General features: G+C 43.4%; 14 protein-coding genes. All 14 read left to right on the plus strand.

Annotated features, from left to right (window positions below; genetic code table 11):
* Position 1 precedes the first annotated feature (1 nt).
* Positions 2–2,347 carry a GumC family protein gene (locus ACES2C_RS09960; RefSeq protein WP_374166787.1) on the plus strand — a complete coding sequence of 782 codons (2,346 nt, stop codon included), beginning with the start codon at positions 2–4 and terminating at the stop codon, positions 2,345–2,347.
* A gap of 40 nt (positions 2,348–2,387) precedes the next feature.
* Positions 2,388–4,175: an ABC transporter ATP-binding protein gene (locus ACES2C_RS09965; RefSeq protein ID WP_374166788.1), complete on the plus strand. Its 1,788-nt coding sequence runs from the start codon at positions 2,388–2,390 to the stop codon at positions 4,173–4,175.
* 23 nt (positions 4,176–4,198) lie between these two features.
* A complete protein-coding gene (locus ACES2C_RS09970; RefSeq protein WP_374166789.1) occupies positions 4,199–5,131 on the plus strand; it encodes a polysaccharide pyruvyl transferase family protein in 933 nt (310 codons plus the stop codon).
* A 20-nt stretch (positions 5,132–5,151) separates the two neighbouring features.
* On the plus strand, positions 5,152–6,069 hold the full coding sequence (locus tag ACES2C_RS09975; protein ID WP_374166790.1) for a glycosyltransferase family 2 protein: 918 nt from the start codon (positions 5,152–5,154) through the stop codon (positions 6,067–6,069).
* Between the two features lie 111 nt (positions 6,070–6,180).
* Positions 6,181–7,335 (plus strand): glycosyltransferase family 4 protein, encoded by a 1,155-nt coding sequence (locus ACES2C_RS09980; protein WP_374166791.1) that lies wholly within the window; start codon positions 6,181–6,183, stop codon positions 7,333–7,335.
* A 75-nt stretch (positions 7,336–7,410) separates the two neighbouring features.
* A complete protein-coding gene (locus ACES2C_RS09985) occupies positions 7,411–8,349 on the plus strand; it encodes a glycosyltransferase family 4 protein (protein ID WP_374166792.1) in 939 nt (312 codons plus the stop codon).
* On the plus strand, positions 8,346–8,576 hold the full coding sequence (locus tag ACES2C_RS09990; protein WP_374166793.1) for a hypothetical protein: 231 nt from the start codon (positions 8,346–8,348) through the stop codon (positions 8,574–8,576). The genes ACES2C_RS09985 and ACES2C_RS09990 overlap by 4 nt, the downstream gene beginning before the upstream one ends.
* A gap of 18 nt (positions 8,577–8,594) precedes the next feature.
* Positions 8,595–9,461, plus strand: coding sequence for a polysaccharide pyruvyl transferase family protein (locus tag ACES2C_RS09995; RefSeq protein WP_374166794.1), 867 nt, complete (start codon positions 8,595–8,597; stop codon positions 9,459–9,461).
* Positions 9,462–9,526: 65 nt separating this feature from the next.
* Positions 9,527–10,642 (plus strand): hypothetical protein, encoded by a 1,116-nt coding sequence (locus ACES2C_RS10000; RefSeq protein ID WP_374166795.1) that lies wholly within the window; start codon positions 9,527–9,529, stop codon positions 10,640–10,642.
* On the plus strand, positions 10,639–11,481 hold the full coding sequence (locus ACES2C_RS10005) for a hypothetical protein (protein WP_374166796.1): 843 nt from the start codon (positions 10,639–10,641) through the stop codon (positions 11,479–11,481). Before ACES2C_RS10000 ends, ACES2C_RS10005 begins: the two co-directional genes overlap by 4 nt.
* The gene (locus ACES2C_RS10010) at positions 11,478–12,527 is read left to right on the plus strand and encodes a glycosyltransferase family 4 protein (protein ID WP_374166797.1); all 1,050 of its coding nucleotides are present in this window, start codon (positions 11,478–11,480) and stop codon (positions 12,525–12,527) included. The genes ACES2C_RS10005 and ACES2C_RS10010 overlap by 4 nt, the downstream gene beginning before the upstream one ends.
* Positions 12,524–13,762, plus strand: a complete 1,239-nt coding sequence (locus tag ACES2C_RS10015; RefSeq protein WP_374166798.1) for a glycosyltransferase family 4 protein — start codon at positions 12,524–12,526, stop codon at positions 13,760–13,762. Before ACES2C_RS10010 ends, ACES2C_RS10015 begins: the two co-directional genes overlap by 4 nt.
* Before the next feature lie 4 nt (positions 13,763–13,766).
* Entirely contained in the window at positions 13,767–14,879 is a 1,113-nt protein-coding gene (locus ACES2C_RS10020) for an acyltransferase family protein (protein WP_374166799.1), read from the plus strand.
* Positions 14,880–14,910: 31 nt separating this feature from the next.
* Complete coding sequence (locus ACES2C_RS10025; protein WP_374166800.1) at positions 14,911–16,314, plus strand: hypothetical protein; 1,404 nt, start codon at positions 14,911–14,913, stop codon at positions 16,312–16,314.
* Position 16,315: the final 1 nt, after the last annotated feature.

Here is a 16,315-nt window from a genome sequence, read left to right on the forward strand (position 1 = left end):
AATGAACACAACAGAACAATATCGTACTGAATACCTCTCAGAGGGGACGAGCGGATTCAATGCCCGGCTCTTTTTCTTCAAATTAAAAAGGAACTGGTTCTGGATAGCCTTGTCTTTGGCGCTATGCATGGCTGTTGGTATATACCGCCTTAAGTCCAGCACGCCCATTTACTGGAGCAGTGCACGAGTGATGTTTAACCCGGTTGAAAACAAAAGCGGGGAGTCTGCTTTGCTCATGAAATTAAACGGCGCGGCTGCTGCTTCCGCGACAGACTATGCAAATGAGCTACTGTTGCTTCAAACGAGGGCGCTAATGGAAAGCGTCGTGGCAGACCTCGACGCAAATGTCAGCTATTATGTTGCCGGCCATTTGAGAGATATCGAAGTCTATAAACCCCCTTTTGTAGTAAAGCTATTAGGAAAGGCCGATACGATTGGAAGTATTTCCTGCAAAATCGCGTTTAGGGGTACTGATATCCACGTCTATAACGAGAGCTTGTCGAAAAGGGTGAAGTTTTATCAGCCATTCATGCTTCCAGGGATAGGCTCCGTTCAAGTAGAACGAGGGGAAGGCGAACTGCCTGATTCGGAATATTCCTTCACTATCCAGTCCATACGTGCTACAGCTGCAAGGTTTGTTGGTCAGCTTACACTTGCACCGGTACAAAAGCAAACCAGTGTTTTAGAGATCGGCTTTAACAGCCCGGTCAAAAGGAAGTCGGAGGATATTCTCAAGCAGGTGGTGGAGAGTTTCATCCAGCAGCATATAGAAGAGAAGAACCGAATTATCGATAGTACGATCGCGTTTATAGAAAACCGGCTTGTCCTGGTCGGCAGAGAATTGGGGACTATTGAGGGTGATGTTGAGGATTTTAAACAGAGAAACAAACTGACAGACGTGGCGCAGAAAGCCAGCATTCTCGTCTCATCTAACACGCAGTATTCTGAAGAGCTCGCAAAAATAGAAACACAGCTAAGTGTACTTGACGCGACAGAAGAGTACCTGAGAGACGAGAAGAACAACGAGAGAGTGCTTCCCAGCGCAGCACTTATTGAAGATTCTTCGTTCTCCGGCCTTATTGGCCGCTACAATACTCTGATTCAGGAGAAAGAGAGAAGCAGCCTGAGCCAGACTTCGGACAATCCGTACATTCAAAATTTAAATGTTCAGATTGGAAGTGTCAGAGCGGATATGCTTAGAAATCTTGGTAGTTTGCGGAAGACATTAACCATTAGCCGGAACAGGCTTCAGGGGAGGAACAGGATTGTTGAAGGCCAGGTTCATAACGTTCCAACGATTGAAAGAAAGTATTTGGATCTTGCACGTCAGCAACAGATCAAACAGGAACTATATCTGTTCCTTCTTCAAAAGAGAGAAGAAGCGGCTATTTCGAAAACGTCAAACATTGCCAATTGCAAAATAATCGACGGGCCAAGCAGTAGCGGGGCGCCGGTAAGTCCCAATAGTGGCGTTATATTGATGTGCGCATTTTTGGTGGGATTGGTACTCCCGGTAGGTATCACGTATCTCTCGACGGTTACAAATACTACGGTGCTAAGTAAAGAGGACGTTTTGTCAAATACCACCGCACCTGTGATTGCTGAGATAGGGAGTAGTGGGACTGAGGGCGAGGCAATTGTGATTACCAAAGAGTCGCGGAGTCCCATTTCGGAGCAATTAAGGAATTTACGTACGAATCTGTCATTCTTTTTGAAGGAGGATGAAAAGATAATTTTGGTCACTTCGAGCATGACAGGTGAAGGGAAGTCATTTATTGCATTGAACCTTGGAACCGTTCTGGCATTATCCGGGAAGAAAGTGCTCTTAATGGAGATGGATCTGCGAAAACCGAATTTATCAAATAAGCTCAACATACCTAACACGACAGGTTTTACAAGCTATATCATATCTTCTGAACTAAGCCCTTCCGAAATTATTAGATCTTCTGGTATTCACGATAACTTGTTCATTCTCAGTTCCGGGCCAGTCCCTCCTAATCCTGCAGAGACGATTCTTGATAAAAAGACGGGGCCATTGATAGAAGAGTTGAGGCTTCAGTTCGACTACATTGTCGTAGATGCGCCTCCTGTCGGTTTAGTGACTGATGCTCAACTTCTAAGTAAATACGCTGATCTTACTTTGTTTGTGGTAAGGCAGAGGGTTACGAATAAGGAACAACTTAGTATCGCGCAGGATATATACGCGAACAGGAAAATGAAGAACATGGCGGTGCTTCTGAACGACGTAAAAGCAGAAGCGCAATATGGATATAAGTATGCCTACGGAAATTATGAGTATATAGAAGGTGGGAAAAAGTCTCTTTGGCGCAAGGGAACGAAGTCGTAGGTTCAATCCGATTTTCATTTAAAGTAACTTACATCCAGGTATGTTGAAATCATTTATTAGAAAGTACTTCAAGAACTTCCTTTTTTTCTATAAGCGAATGGGACACCGGGTGTTCGTGATGGTCCTGTTGACTTTGGGCGTAGGAATTATGGATGGATTAGGTCTAAGCATGTTCCTTCCTTTGTTTCAAATCGCAGCCGATAATGAGACTCAGCGGGAGGCCGGTGACGGCAACAAGATAGAAAGCTTTATGCACTCTGTAGGTGTCTCAATAACTCTACAGAACGTTCTAACGGTGATGGTGGTTTTTTACATCTTCAAGGGCCTAATTCAGTTTATCAAGACAAAGTATGATACTGATACCGGAAGATATTTTATGCTTCGAACGAGAAAACGATTGGTAACAGCATTCTCAGCAATACACTATAAGTATTTCGTTACTGCTAACGTCGGGAGAATTCAGAACATTATGACGGGCGAACTTGCCACTATTTACAACGCTTTTACCCAATATGTAGGAATGATACAGCAGTTTATCATGGTACTTGTGTATATGAGCTTCGCTGTGGTCATGAATGCGCAATTTTCGATATTCATTACAATCGGAGGATTGATATTTAATTTCCTGTTTCGCCGGATTTACAAAGTAACGAAGCAGTCATCCAGACAGCGGGTGTATGCTGCAAATGTCTACCAGGGCTTAATTATGCAATTTGTTGGTAATTTTAAGTATTTAAAGAGCACGGGATTGCTCGATAAGTACACGTTAAAGGTTAATGAGAGCATAGAGGCGATAGAAAAAGAGAACAGGAAAATGGGATATATGGGAGCAATATCCGGTGCTACCAGAGAGCCGATATTGATTACCATTGTCAGTGCTGTAATCTTACTGCAAGTTTATCTGCTCGGAGGCTCGCTTAGTACAATCATCGTTAGCCTGCTTTTCTTTTATCGCGCGTTAACTGCTGTCACATTCCTCCAGCTCTATATGAACACTTTTAATACCATGATTGGGACCTTAGAGAATGTAAGCCGGTTCGAGGATGAGCTCACCCAGTTTAAAGAGCGGCAAACAGGTTCCAAAGAACACAAAAAGCTTAAACAGGGATTGGAGTTGAGAAATATAGAGTTTAATTATGGTGAGAAGCGTGTCTTGGAAGGGATTAATCTAACTATTCCTGTGAATAAGACCATTGCTTTCGTTGGCGAAAGCGGAAGTGGAAAGACGACGCTGGTTAATTTAATATCCGGACTACTGACTGCGGAAACAGGGCATTACCTTTTAGATGGAATACCTGTTCAGGAGTTGAATCTCAAGAGCTTCCAGCGGCAAATTGGGTACGTTTCTCAAGACCCGGTCATTTTCAGTGACACGATATACAATAACGTCACTTTCTGGGCGGAGGACGATGCATCAAACCGAGCCCGTTTTGAGGACGCTTTAAAAAGAGCAGAGATGTTTGATTATGTGAACAAACTACCGGATAAGGACCAAACTCTCTTGGGAAATAACGGAATAAACTTAAGTGGTGGGCAGAAACAGCGTATCTCCATCGCAAGAGAGTTGTTCAAAGATGTAGAAGTGTTGGTTTTTGATGAAGCAACATCGGCGCTTGATTCCGAAACAGAAAAGGCTATTCAGGCTAATATAGATGAATTACATGGACGTCTAACTGTACTGATTATAGCGCATCGTCTTTCTACTGTTAAAAACGCAGATCTGATAGTGCTGCTCAATGACGGGAAAATAGTAGACCAGGCGTCTTTTCACGTTCTGAAAGATAGGGAGCCGCGTTTCAGAAAGATGGTCGAATTGCAGGAGATGTAACAGTAATAGTGTTAATCATGTCTATGAATGACCTACAAGAGGGTATCAATACGAAAACAATGAACATCAGACAGTTTCTAGAAAAGTATAAATCAGAGCATATTTTTTATTGTCCTAACCCTGGTAATGGAGGAGATGCTCTTATTGCATATGCAACGTATCAGCTTCTTAAAGAGGAGGGGATTGAATATACGATCATCAAGGGCGACGAAGAACTCACTGATAAGATCGTTTTTTATGCTGGGGGAGGGAACTTCGTGGATGAGTACCGGCAAGCGGCAGATTTTATTAGGAAAAACGTTCAAAAAGTAAGGGAGTTGGTGATCTTGCCTCATACGATAAATGGGCATAAACAACTAATTGTAAGCTTTGACGAAAAGGTTACAGTATTATGTAGAGAGCGGTTGTCCTATCAGTATATAACGGAATTGAACAGTGAATGTAAATGTTTTTTAGTTGAGGATCTCGCTTTTTCTTTGCCCATAAAGTCCTTAAGATCCAAACTAAGGAAGAATATTGTTCCTGTATTTTTCAGGCTGAATGTGTTGAAAATGTTTCGACATCAGCAAGACATTCTTTTCCCGGTTTTTAACATTCTCTTTGGAACAGTTCTTAACGCTTTCCGGATAGACGCAGAGAGAACTGCCATAGAGAGGCCAAAAGGAAACCTTGACCTTTCTGTTTTGATTTTGTACGATCGTACTATGCAAAACGAAGATAAGGTAGAGAAGAATGCGATCGACTTTCTCAGTGCTATTGATAAATATGATGAAGTGAGTACCAATCGCTTACATATATGTATTGGGGCTGCGCTATTGGGAAAGAAAGTTCATTTTTACCCAAATTCGTACTATAAAAATGAGAGTATATATTTAATGTCTCTTAAGGATAAATTTCCAAATGTACAATGGTGTAGTGAGTTGAAAACCTTGGAACGACCTGTCATGTCTAAGTAGAGCTTAATATTATTGACCTTATGGAAATGAAAGTATCTGTAATAATGCCGGTTTATAACATGCAAGCGTTTGTAGCTGAATCAATTGAGTCGGTGTTAGCTCAAGATTATTCCAACTGGGAGTTGCTTCTAGTAGACGACGGATCGACCGACAATAGCCGCGATATCTGCGAGGAATATTTGAATAGAGATAGCCGGATTAAGTACTTTTATAAGGAGAATGGCGGGCTGCCTAGTGCGAGGAACCATGGCATCGAGAGGGCTAGCGGTGATTTATTGGCGCTCCTGGATAGTGATGACCTCTGGACTTCTAACAAACTGAGCGTCTGCGTCGCCGAGTTTGAAAATGGAGATCAGGATCTACTGTTCTCCAGTGTTTACCGCTTTAGTGATTCAAGTGATATCCTTGATTTGAGTAAGCTTAAAAAGATAGAGGTTGGAGATAAGGTATATCAAGGCGCAGCTGGGCTTAAGGCGTTTCTACTCGCCAACCGAATTCATGTGCCGACGGTGGTTGTAAAGAAGACAGCATTGGAAGCGATTGGAGGGGTTCCGAATTTCCCTTTTGCGGAAGACTATTGTACGTGGCTGTTGCTTTTGCTTGACAATTATAAGTTTAGGACAGTTAATGAACCTTTGTCTTTTTATAGGGTTAGGGAGGATAGCATGTACCATAGTGCCGATCAAAAGTACCGGTTACGTTTTAAAGTACTGGAGTTCGTAATCGCAAAGCACCCAAGGCTGATAGGGTTCAAGAAGGAGTTAGCTACTTTTCTTAAGTACTATCTTGCAATTGAATATGACAAGGCAAAGAAGGACGAATTGCAACGGATGATGAAAGTGTTCCAGATTGACAGCCCACTCGTTAATTTTATTATCGCTTGTCAACCTATCTTGCCACTGAAGGTAATAACGGTATTAATGAGACTAACCCTTTAACTAGAAAGACAAGCAGTATGTAAATCACGTGCTACCCCGTATCAGGCATTCGAATTAAGAAGCGAGACATAGCTTTAGATCAAATCATATATTAAAGGCATATAATAAGACATGCGGATAGCTTTTTTTGCTCCAGGAGGATTTTCTTTAACATTCGGAAATACAAAAAACAGAATTGAGCTTTCAGAAGCCTTGACGAAGCTTGGATGGGAGTGCTTTCTAATCACCGGACAAGAGGTACTGAGCAACTATGGATCTACTAGAAAGGCGGACTACAAGGAAGCTCTTAAATCGTACCTAACTGAAAATGCTGAAAAATACGACGTTGTGCTGTACGAATTCGATTCGCTACCTTATGATAGGTCGTTATTCTCAAAAACGACGCTGTTTGTTGCTCGGCCGGCATTACTTGGTTCGGATCTTCATAATATAGAGATACCTTTAAACATTAAGGCAAAAGTACGAACTCTTGTAGAGCGTTTACTAAGTAAGTTGGTCTCTGCAAAGGCTGAACGTAAGAAGCAGTCCATTCAAGATATGCATACGAGTTTTGCTAATTGCGACGTTATTCAGGTGCAAAACACAGTTGATGCTTCCTTGCTAGTCAAGATGGGACATAGCCCCGAAAAAATAGCATTGGTGCCAAATGGGATTTCAGATGAACGATTTTCTTTATTTCAATCAATAAAACGTGATTACAGCCGCGAGTTGACTATTGCGTTCGTTGGTACATTTGACTTTCGGAAGGGAGCTATGGACTTTCCTTATATTGTATCTAAGGTATACAAGATGTACCCGGGTACGAAGTTTAAATTGTTAGGGACGAAGGGACTTTTCGCTACACAAGAGCAGGTGTACCGTTTTTTTCCGAAAAAGCTTCACTCCTTAATTACCGTGATTCCTACTTTTGATCCCATGGAGTTACCTGCACTATTGCAGGACTGCCATCTCGGTATTTTTCCATCTTATCATGAGAGTTTTGGATTTGGAGCACTAGAAATGATGTGTGCTGGGTTGCCGGTAGTGGCGTATAGAGCGGCTGGACCCGGCGACTTCATAATTCCCGAGCTTCTTGTGGATATAGGCGACAAAATAACGTTCGCTAATAAAGTCTTGGAGCTCATCCAAAATAAGGAGCGCTTACAGGCGCTGGGTTACCACGCGCAAAAGATTTGCAAGAAATACAGATGGAGTTTGATAGCGGTTAAAGCAGCAGAGGAGTATACAAGACGGAGAGAAAATTTGCTGCAAAGTGATTTGGTGTGAGTTGAGACCCGTAGAATATCGCAGGAATGAAGAATATGCTTGTTGAAAGCGAAGTTATTTACAAAACGAGTTAAAATGAGAGTTGCAGTAGTTGCTACGTATGACGTGACCAATGTGAAGTATTGGTCGGGTACAGCTTTTTATATTTTTAGCTTACTCAAAAAACACTATGATGTCACCCCTGTTGAAGTGTCGCTAAAAAGGTCGCCAGATAGTTTGATCCGTGGGGCATACTATAATAGGGTTCTCGGCAAGAAGTACTTTGTCTCTTTTGATCGCTCTTTCTTTAAACACAATGAAGCTTATCTTGATACTGTTTTTAGGGATAAATACGACCTTATTGTGACCTATGATTATTTTTTAATTCCCTCGCTTTCGAAGTACGCGAAAGATGTTGTGTTGATAACAGATGCAACGTTTGATAATTTGTTAAATTACTACGATTATAGAACGAACTTATGCCGCCTTAATGTGGAGGACGGGCATTCCTTGCAAATGGAGGCGTTTTCAAAACTTTCTTACGCTTTTTTCTCGTCCGACTGGGCTATATCGAATGCCGTCAGCCGGTACGGGGCCTCTCCTGATAAATTAAAAATCCTTTTCTACGGATCAAATCTCAGTGAGTCGCTCGCTGAGAAATTATTACAGGAGACCGTTGAAAAGAGAATGAAAACACGACCTCTGCAGATTTTCTTCCCGGCAATAGTATGGGACAGAAAAGGAGGCGATTATGCAATTGCTGTCGTCGACAGGCTTAACCGGATGGGTATTCAAACGAAGTTAATGATAGCAGGATGTTCCGTGCCTGAAGGTACGGATGAACAGCACATTGTAAATATAGGCTACCAGGATAAGCGCGATCCACTGCAGGAGAGGAGGCTCATAGACTTGTATAAAAGCTCCCATTTTCTGATTATGCCCAGTAAGGCGGATTGCACGCCTATTGTTTTTTCTGAAGCAAATTCGTTCGCCCTGCCAGTTATCGCATCGAAGACGGGGGGATTGAAACAATGATCAACGAGGTCAATAATAATGGCGCGACCTTTCAGCTCGATGATAGCTTTGTAAATCAGGCTGCGGAGTTCATAAGCAACAAGTGCTTCAATGAAGAAAGTTACAGGGCCATGTGCTTCGACGCCTACGCTACTTACAAGCGGGAGTTTGATTGGGCAATCGGGGAATCGCGTCTAATCGAGCACCTGAACAGATTGGCCAGTAGAGACGCTTTATTAGTTCCTTAGCTATAAGAAATTGACAATATGAGAATCGATGAGTTTTTGACGAAGTTTAAAGGTAAAAAGATATTCTTTAAGCCCAACCCAGGAAACGGGGGTGACGCTATAATTGCATATGGTACAATTAAGGTATTTAAAAAGCTTGGGCTAGATTACGAAATTGTAGGCAAGAACTCCGATCTAAAAGGAAAGGATGTATTTTATGGGGGAGGAGGAAATCTAATAGGCGAATACACAAATTGTGCTCAGTTTTTGTCCGAGCAGAGCGGCTGCCGTACCTTGACCATCCTGCCTCATACTGTTTCCGGCCACTCTGATGTATTAAAGACTTTACGCGAGAATGTTACGGTGATCTGCAGAGAGATAAAGTCTTTCGAGTATGTAAAGTCATTTGGAAATATCGGAAACGTGCTTTTAATGGATGACATGGCATTAAGCCTTGAAGCAAAAGACTTCCTTTTTAGGAAGACATTCATTAACAGATTGATCTACGTGACCAAGCCAAAAGATATGCTATGGGCGCTTTATCACAGGAAAGCCACGATCGGTTACTTTCTGGAGAATAGAAATAAGAATGAGACTCTCAACGCTTTTAGGGTGGATGTTGAAAAGACCGATATTGCAATACCAAAAGACAATCTGGATCTCTCTGCTCTATTCAATTATGATAGCTCAATGTCCAATGAGACCTTGGTTAAGAGAACAGCCTTACTGATAGGAGGGTTTTTGAATCAGTTTGAAGTTGTTAATACAAACAGATTACATATTTGTATAACCAGTGCGATTTTAGGGAAGAAAGTTAATTTTTATAGTAATTCGTACTGGAAAAATGAGAGTATTTACGAATTTTCTCTTAAAGAACGATTCCCTCGTATTAATTGGATTAACTAGGCATTGATTCTTCTCAGTCTTTTGTTAATGAAAGTTTTATCTCAAAACGTTAATAGTTCAGAATAATGAAAGTACTCTTTCTCTGCGGTTCTCTTGAATTTGGCAAAGACGGTGTTGGTGACTATACGCGTTGCTTGGCCGGCGAACTGACAATGCAGGGGCATGAAGTACAAACTGTTTCAATCTACGACCAATTTATCTCCGCACCTTGTACTGAGTTTTTTGGTCCTGGTGACCAGATTCCGGCCTTTCGCTTGCCGAGGAATTTGAACGATGATGAACTTTTCAGAAGCTGTAAGGACTTAATTCAAAAATTCAGGCCGGACGTGATAAGTTTGCAATTCGTTCCTTATTCGTTTCACCTTAAGGGGCTCCCATTGTTTTTTGTAAGGTCCTTATCCCGTATTTTAAAGGGGCAGAGAGTTCATATCATGTTCCATGAATTGTGGTTGGATGACACAGGGAGCTTTGCCCAGGCTATTGTTAAAAAGCTTCAGAAGTATATTATCCGGCTTCTGATATTGAAACTCAGGCCAGTTCTTGTCAACGTTTCAATTCCTTTTAATCATCAGAGGCTGCAGGATATTGGCGTAAATTCGTCCTTGCTTAACATTTATGGCAATATCCCCATGAGAAAGACAGACGCGGTGCTCCTCGGCTTTGACCGCGTCGAGGCTCTTCCCGTTAAGATATTATATTTCGGCGGGAGCCCAAGAGGGAGCTTTCTAAGTTTAGTGCTGAATGAATTGGAGGTTTTTTGCAAAGCAAGGATACATGAGGTCGCTGTGATAGTGGCTGGCGGAACGGCTGCGGGCAAAAGGGAGTTCGTAAACCAGTTAAGGAACCGACTGGAAAAATATGGCGCAAAAATAATTGCATACGATTTTTTGAGCCCCGACAGCCTGAGTTTCTTGTTCAGTCATTGTACTATCGGCATAGGGAGATCTGAGCCCTACCTGCTCGGAAAAAGCGGTGCTGCTATTGCAATGCTTGAACATGGCTTGCCCGTCTGGTTGCCGAAGTGGAGCGGAGCTCCCCATGAACTGACTTTTGAGTTTAGAAGGCACTTAGTTTTTAATCGCCTTGAAGATGCCACATCTTTTAAAGATCGGCCATCTTATTACCCAATGCTGCCCCTGGTAGCGCAAGAATTTGTTTTACAATTTAATAGTCACGAATGAAGCAGGACGTTTATACCTTGTTATGTGAAAGAGATATGGGGATGGCCCTTGTTACTTTACCACGTGTGATTGGCTTCCTTGGGCAGGATCAGAGGCTGATTGTAATGGATGACGGTTCTTTAACTGAAAAAAGCGCTAGTATAGTAAAAAGCCTGTCGGATAAAGTGGAAGTAATAGGTCGGAAGGAGCGTGAAGACATGATATTAAGTGAGATAAGCGGCTTCCCTCACTGTATGAAGTTCAGGGAAGAATATGCTCCTGCGTTTAAGCTAATCGACATTCCCATCCTTGCGGGTAAAGAGGAGCGAACCAGATTCTGTTATACTGACTCTGACATTATCTATCTCAGAAACTGCGAAGACTATTTTAGAAGGGATGTTAATACCTATCTTAGGACCGATGGAATCAAAATCTCTGTCAAGCTGAGTAAAGTGTTCTTCAAGTATAAGTGGTCTATCCCATACAAGTTTAATTCCGGCTATTTTTCATATGATTGTTCGGGGTATGACCTCGACTTGATCGAGTACTTCGTGAGCCGTCCTGATGTTCGCAACGTTCCATGGGTGATTGAACAGACCGGATGGGGCCTCGTTTTTGGAGCTTCAGGGCCGTTTTACTCTCCCAACGAGGATCAGTTTGTGTGCCGGGAACAATTTGAAGGGCCGAAGCCAGATACCCTGGCCATTCATTTAATTGCCAATTTGAAAGGGAAAGTTGATGAATGGGCGAACACCCCTCAGCAACAGGAGGCCGCCGCGACTCCCGACTTTCAGCTCTCCAGAAGTGTTTCTTTTTTTGACTGGGCAAAAAAATCTGCTAAGCGAGTATTACCATTATGAGAATCCTTTTCATCACTCATCGGTTTCATCCTGATGTCGGGGGAATAGAGGTGAATTCAGAAATTCTCGCCACTGCTTTCCATCAGGCAGGCCATCATGTTCGCCTTCTGACCTGGACCAAGGAAAGTGACGGCAAAGACTTTGCTTTTCCTGTTATTCGCAATCCGGGCATCAACGAACTTCTTAGGGAACATCGCAGGGCCGATGTCGTATATGAAAATAACCCTTCCCTTAGGTTGTCCTGGCCTGCAATAGTCTTTGCCAAACCAACTGTAATCGCCATAAGAACATGGATAGCCAGGGGAGATGGCAGATTAAATTGGCAGGACAAGCTGAAGTACCTTTGGTTGGATAGGGCCAAAGCGGTGATAGCTGTTAGCGAAGCAATCCGCAATAGGTGCTGCAAGGAAGCCGTGGTGATAGGTAATCCCTATCGTGACAAGATTTTTAGAAAGATTCAGGGTATTGACAGGTCGTCCTGGTTTGTTTTTGTTGGAAGACTCGTGTCTGATAAGGGGGCAGATCTGGCCATTCAAGCACTGCATTCTTTGGTTCTTGCCGAGCGTGATTCTGAAGGTGCAAAATTTGAGTATAATCTGACGATTATCGGTGAGGGGCCTGAACGATCAACCCTTGAGGAGATGACCAGATCCTTGGGCTTAAGCGCAAGGGTGAATTTCAAAGGAACTTTACGAGGCGACGACCTTGTGCATTGCCTGAATGAGCACAGGTTTATCCTGGTTCCATCCATATGGGAGGAGCCCTTTGGGAACGTCGCCCTGGAGGGTATGGCTTGCGGTTGTATTCCTATTGTCTCAAACGGGGGAGGGCTCCCGGATGCCGTCGGCAGTGGTGGGCTGATCTTCCAGAGGAATACTCTGTCAGATCTCGTTGCTAAGATTTCGAATACTGTTCAGAATCCAGTACTTCAGAAGGAACTTTTGGAGAAGGCGGAACTGCACCTACAGCGGCATGTACCCAAAGAAGTCGGGAGACGTTACCTGGAGGTGGTTGAATCTGCCGTTAAATTAAGTGAAGATATATGACGAAAGTGCTCCTATCGCATCCTACCGGGAATGCCAACGTAAGAGCTGTGGCTGAAGGCCTTTATGATGAGGGCCTCCTGGGCCTGTTTCAGACCTCGCTGGCCTCGTTTCCCAATGATCTTTTGTATCGCCTTGGGGGCCTTGGCCCATTGTCGGAGATAAAGAGGCGGAGCTTTGATCCTAAGCTCCAGTTAGTAACAAGAGCGGCTCCCTGGCGTGAGGTAGGGAGACTGTTGGCTTCCAAATTACGTATTCCGGCATTAGTGGCGCATGAGGAGGGGCCCTTCTGTGTTGATGCCGTCTACAGAAGTATTGACAAGGTTGCCTCGAATGCTTTAGCAGCAAAAAAGTATCAGGCAATTTATGCCTATGAAGATGGAGCACTTCAGTCTTTTAAGATGGCAAAGAAACTGGGAGTGCAGTGCCTGTATGATCTTCCCATAGGTTACTGGAGGGCCGCAAAAGAGCTGTTGGAGAATGAGCAGGACCGATGGCCGGAGTGGGCTTCTACTCTGGTAACTAATAGAGATTCTATAAAAAAGCTTAGTCGAAAAGATGAAGAGTTACAACTGGCCGACCGGATTTTTGTCGCCAGCCAGTTTACAGCGAAAACGCTAAGTCGTTTTCCCGGCTCTTTAGCTAAAGTAGAGGTGATTCCCTATGGCTTTCCTCCTGCGGCTGCTTCAAGGGTTTACGACGAAAAGATTCATTTGCGGAAGCTGAGGTTGATTTTTGTCGGCGGCCTTTCGCAGAGAAAAGGAATTGCGGATCTGTTCGCTGCTGTTGACAGACTTGGGGACTATGTATCTTTGACTGTTGTTGGAAGAAAGACAGCTTTTGATTGCAAGGCTCTGGACTCGGCACTATCCAAACATACCTGGCTGCCCAGTCTTTCGCACCCGGAGGTGTTGCAGAAAATGCGTGAGCATGACGTCTTAGTCTTTCCATCTTTGTTTGAGGGCTTCGGCCTGGTTATCACAGAAGCCATGTCTCAAGGCACCCCCGTGATAACGACAGATAGAACTGTCGGGCCGGATATTATATCGGATGGAGAGAATGGCTGGCTGATCGAGGCCGGATCTTCTTCTGGAATTTTCGACAAAATTACTTCAATTCTGCAAGAGCCTGAAAAAGTGGCCAAGGCAGGAGCAGCTGCAATGGAAACGGCCAGAACCCGGCCTTGGAGTGTATACAGGAAAGAACTAGCCAAAGCCGTAAAAAGACATTTAACATAGGACAATGCTGACTATTGAAAAAGTACAATTGAGGGAAAGTATCTCTCCTTCCACTGAAAGTTTTAGAGTAGGATCAAGGAGTTTCGGCCTTGATTTGATTCGAGCGCTCGCTGTTTGTCTGGTATTAGTCGCCCATTTTGCGAAAGCCTTAGAGTTTCTAGGTTTCTGGGGAGTCGAACTTTTTTTTGCTTTAAGTGGTTATTTGATAGGCCAGATTATATGGAGGAGCTACTCTAGTTCTAGCGAATGGTCCTTTTCAAAGATCAAGAATTTTTGGTTTCGGCGGTGGTGGAGAACACTGCCAAACTACTATCTTTTCCTAATAATTTCGATAGGTTTTCACTTCTTTACGAACGGCTTGCCTTCAGCCAAGACGTTCTCAACCTTTCTATGGTTCGGTCAGAACTTGACATCGAGAAATGGCGGTTTTTATGGTGTGTCTTGGAGTCTCTGTATTGAGGAATGGCTTTACCTCACTTTTCCTGTTATTTTGTATCTCTTCAGCAAAATGAAGCTGGGAGTTAAAACGACCTTCGTGGGGACCATCGTTTCTTTTTTTATTGGATCGGTTATAATAAGACAAATTTTAGATACTGCAGGTCAAGGCCAATTTTTACGGACGATTACCCTGGCTAGACTAGATTCGATTGCCTATGGTATAGGTGTTGCCTATCTCACCTCCATAAGTGAGTGGAGTAAAGCGAGAAAGCAATTGTCGTTTTGCCTGGGAGTTTTGTCAATTCTTTCCTCCCTTTATGTGGCCACCTTTGCCGGAGATTTTCTGTCAGAACTACGACAAAGCAAGGCTTTACTTGTGATTGTACCCATGGGCTCTGCTCTCATTCTTCTCCTTTGCGCTCTTTTGAAGCCTTTCCGAGGCTCCCTTAATTTTTTGTCTTCTATTGTTGAGAAGTTAAGCCTCTGGACTTATTCGATCTATCTCAGTCATATCCCGATCTTATTTACATGTTATTACCTTTTGGATGGGATCCGTAGCAGCAACGTGGGAAACCTGATTTCAAAATTTGTTGGTTTAATCGTAACACTTGCTATCTCTGGTATCATTTACAGGTACTTTGAGTTGCCTTTAACGATGAAAAGACCAAAGGAAGCTTAAAGTAGTTTTGGTAAAAAAATATAGAATCCGGATGGATATTGTTAATTCAGGTTTAAAGACACCCTCTGCTGCCAGGACACCTGTCAGTAGAGGGGCATCAACAAAGCTTAAGGCGCAGGCATCATACTCTCTGCTAAAAAGAGGTATTTGGATGTATTTTCTTCTTTTGATATTTGAGGGTGCCCTGCGAAAATGGGTATTCCCGGGATTGGCCACTCCTCTCCTGGTCGTCAGAGACCCGATCGCTATATGGCTTGTGTTTGCCTGCTGGAAGGAGGGATTACTGCCCAGGAGCGGCTTTCTAATTGCAACTTTGTTAGTAAGCATCATGGCGTTCTTTACTGCTCTGCTGGCGGGGCATGGAAATTTTTTAGTTGCATTTTTTGGTGCACGCGTTTTTCTGTTCCATTTTCCCTTAATATATGTCATCGGCAGGGTTTTTAATCAGGAGGATGTGATTAAAATGGGGAGGGCAACCTTAATGTTGTCAATCCCCATGGCCTTACTGGTTGCTCTGCAATTCTATAGCCCGCAATCAGCCTGGGTAAATAGGGGTGTAGGAGGTGTAGAAACGGCTGGATTTACAGGTGCCCTGGGGTACTCACGCCCGCCAGGTACTTTCTCGTTCACCAATGGAAATAGTCTTTTCTACGGCTTTGCTGCCGGTTTTGTTTTTTATTTTTGGCTTAGGAGGGAAAATATTAACAAACTCGTTTTAACTGCTGCTACTTTTGCTTTGTTGATCGTTATACCTTTGTCAATTAGTCGGGGGCTCTTTTTCACAGTTGTTGTTTGTTTCCTGTTCGTGGTGCTGGCCTCCGTTCGCAATCCCAGGTTTCTGTCTCAGATGGTGATAGCAGTAATAGTTGCGAGTTTAGCGTTTTTGTTATTATCTCAATTGTCTTTTTTTCAAACAAGTATTGAAGCATTTACTTCCCGGTTCAACGGAGCGAATGAATCCGAAGGCGGACTAGAAGGGGTTCTAGTAGACCGGTATTTAGGGGGAATGATTGCAGCATTTTCGCTTCCTTCAGGTTTGGCTTTCTGGGGAACAGGTATGGGCGCTTATTCGAATGTTGGAACAATGCTATTGGCAGGACAGGTAGTTAGCGCGGTTTCTGAAGGAGAATGGGGCAGGATGATTCAGGAGCTCGGGCCGATGTTAGGTTTAACTATAGTATTTGTTCGCCTAGGAGTAAGTGCGCAGCTATCTATGATGGCCTACTCGCGACTAAAAAAGAGGGATGTCCTACCCTGGATACTATTGAGTTTTAGTTTGTTAAATTTCCCCCAGGGCAACTGGGCTCAGCCGACTTCATTGGGTTTTTGTATTTTAAGTACAGGGTTGGTGCTGGCTTCATTTCGGCCGAGTGCCGGTGTAGATGTGCTGACGAGGGATAGTCATAAGTTAAGAAATAGGCATTATAGTAAATAAA

It is taken from the genome of Arcticibacter sp. MXS-1, from assembly GCF_041902385.1.
In the GTDB taxonomy this organism is placed as follows: domain Bacteria; phylum Bacteroidota; class Bacteroidia; order Sphingobacteriales; family Sphingobacteriaceae; genus Arcticibacter.

Bases quoted from the DNA above. Each gene is read 5' to 3' on its own strand.
- ACES2C_RS10005 (WP_374166796.1), top strand. From the start codon at position 10,639: ATGAAGCAGGACGTTTATACCTTGTTATGTGAAAGAGATATGGGGATG.
- ACES2C_RS09995 (WP_374166794.1), top strand. From the start codon at position 8,595: ATGAGAATCGATGAGTTTTTGACGAAGTTTAAAGGTAAAAAGATATTC.
- ACES2C_RS10025 (WP_374166800.1), top strand. From the start codon at position 14,911: ATGGATATTGTTAATTCAGGTTTAAAGACACCCTCTGCTGCCAGGACA.
- ACES2C_RS09965 (WP_374166788.1), top strand. From the start codon at position 2,388: ATGTTGAAATCATTTATTAGAAAGTACTTCAAGAACTTCCTTTTTTTC.
- ACES2C_RS10010 (WP_374166797.1), top strand. From the start codon at position 11,478: ATGAGAATCCTTTTCATCACTCATCGGTTTCATCCTGATGTCGGGGGA.
- ACES2C_RS10000 (WP_374166795.1), top strand. From the start codon at position 9,527: ATGAAAGTACTCTTTCTCTGCGGTTCTCTTGAATTTGGCAAAGACGGT.
- ACES2C_RS09985 (WP_374166792.1), top strand. From the start codon at position 7,411: ATGAGAGTTGCAGTAGTTGCTACGTATGACGTGACCAATGTGAAGTAT.
- ACES2C_RS10020 (WP_374166799.1), top strand. From the start codon at position 13,767: ATGCTGACTATTGAAAAAGTACAATTGAGGGAAAGTATCTCTCCTTCC.
- ACES2C_RS10015 (WP_374166798.1), top strand. From the start codon at position 12,524: ATGACGAAAGTGCTCCTATCGCATCCTACCGGGAATGCCAACGTAAGA.
- ACES2C_RS09970 (WP_374166789.1), top strand. From the start codon at position 4,199: ATGAATGACCTACAAGAGGGTATCAATACGAAAACAATGAACATCAGA.
- ACES2C_RS09975 (WP_374166790.1), top strand. From the start codon at position 5,152: ATGGAAATGAAAGTATCTGTAATAATGCCGGTTTATAACATGCAAGCG.
- ACES2C_RS09990 (WP_374166793.1), top strand. From the start codon at position 8,346: ATGATCAACGAGGTCAATAATAATGGCGCGACCTTTCAGCTCGATGAT.
- ACES2C_RS09980 (WP_374166791.1), top strand. From the start codon at position 6,181: ATGCGGATAGCTTTTTTTGCTCCAGGAGGATTTTCTTTAACATTCGGA.
- ACES2C_RS09960 (WP_374166787.1), top strand. From the start codon at position 2: ATGAACACAACAGAACAATATCGTACTGAATACCTCTCAGAGGGGACG.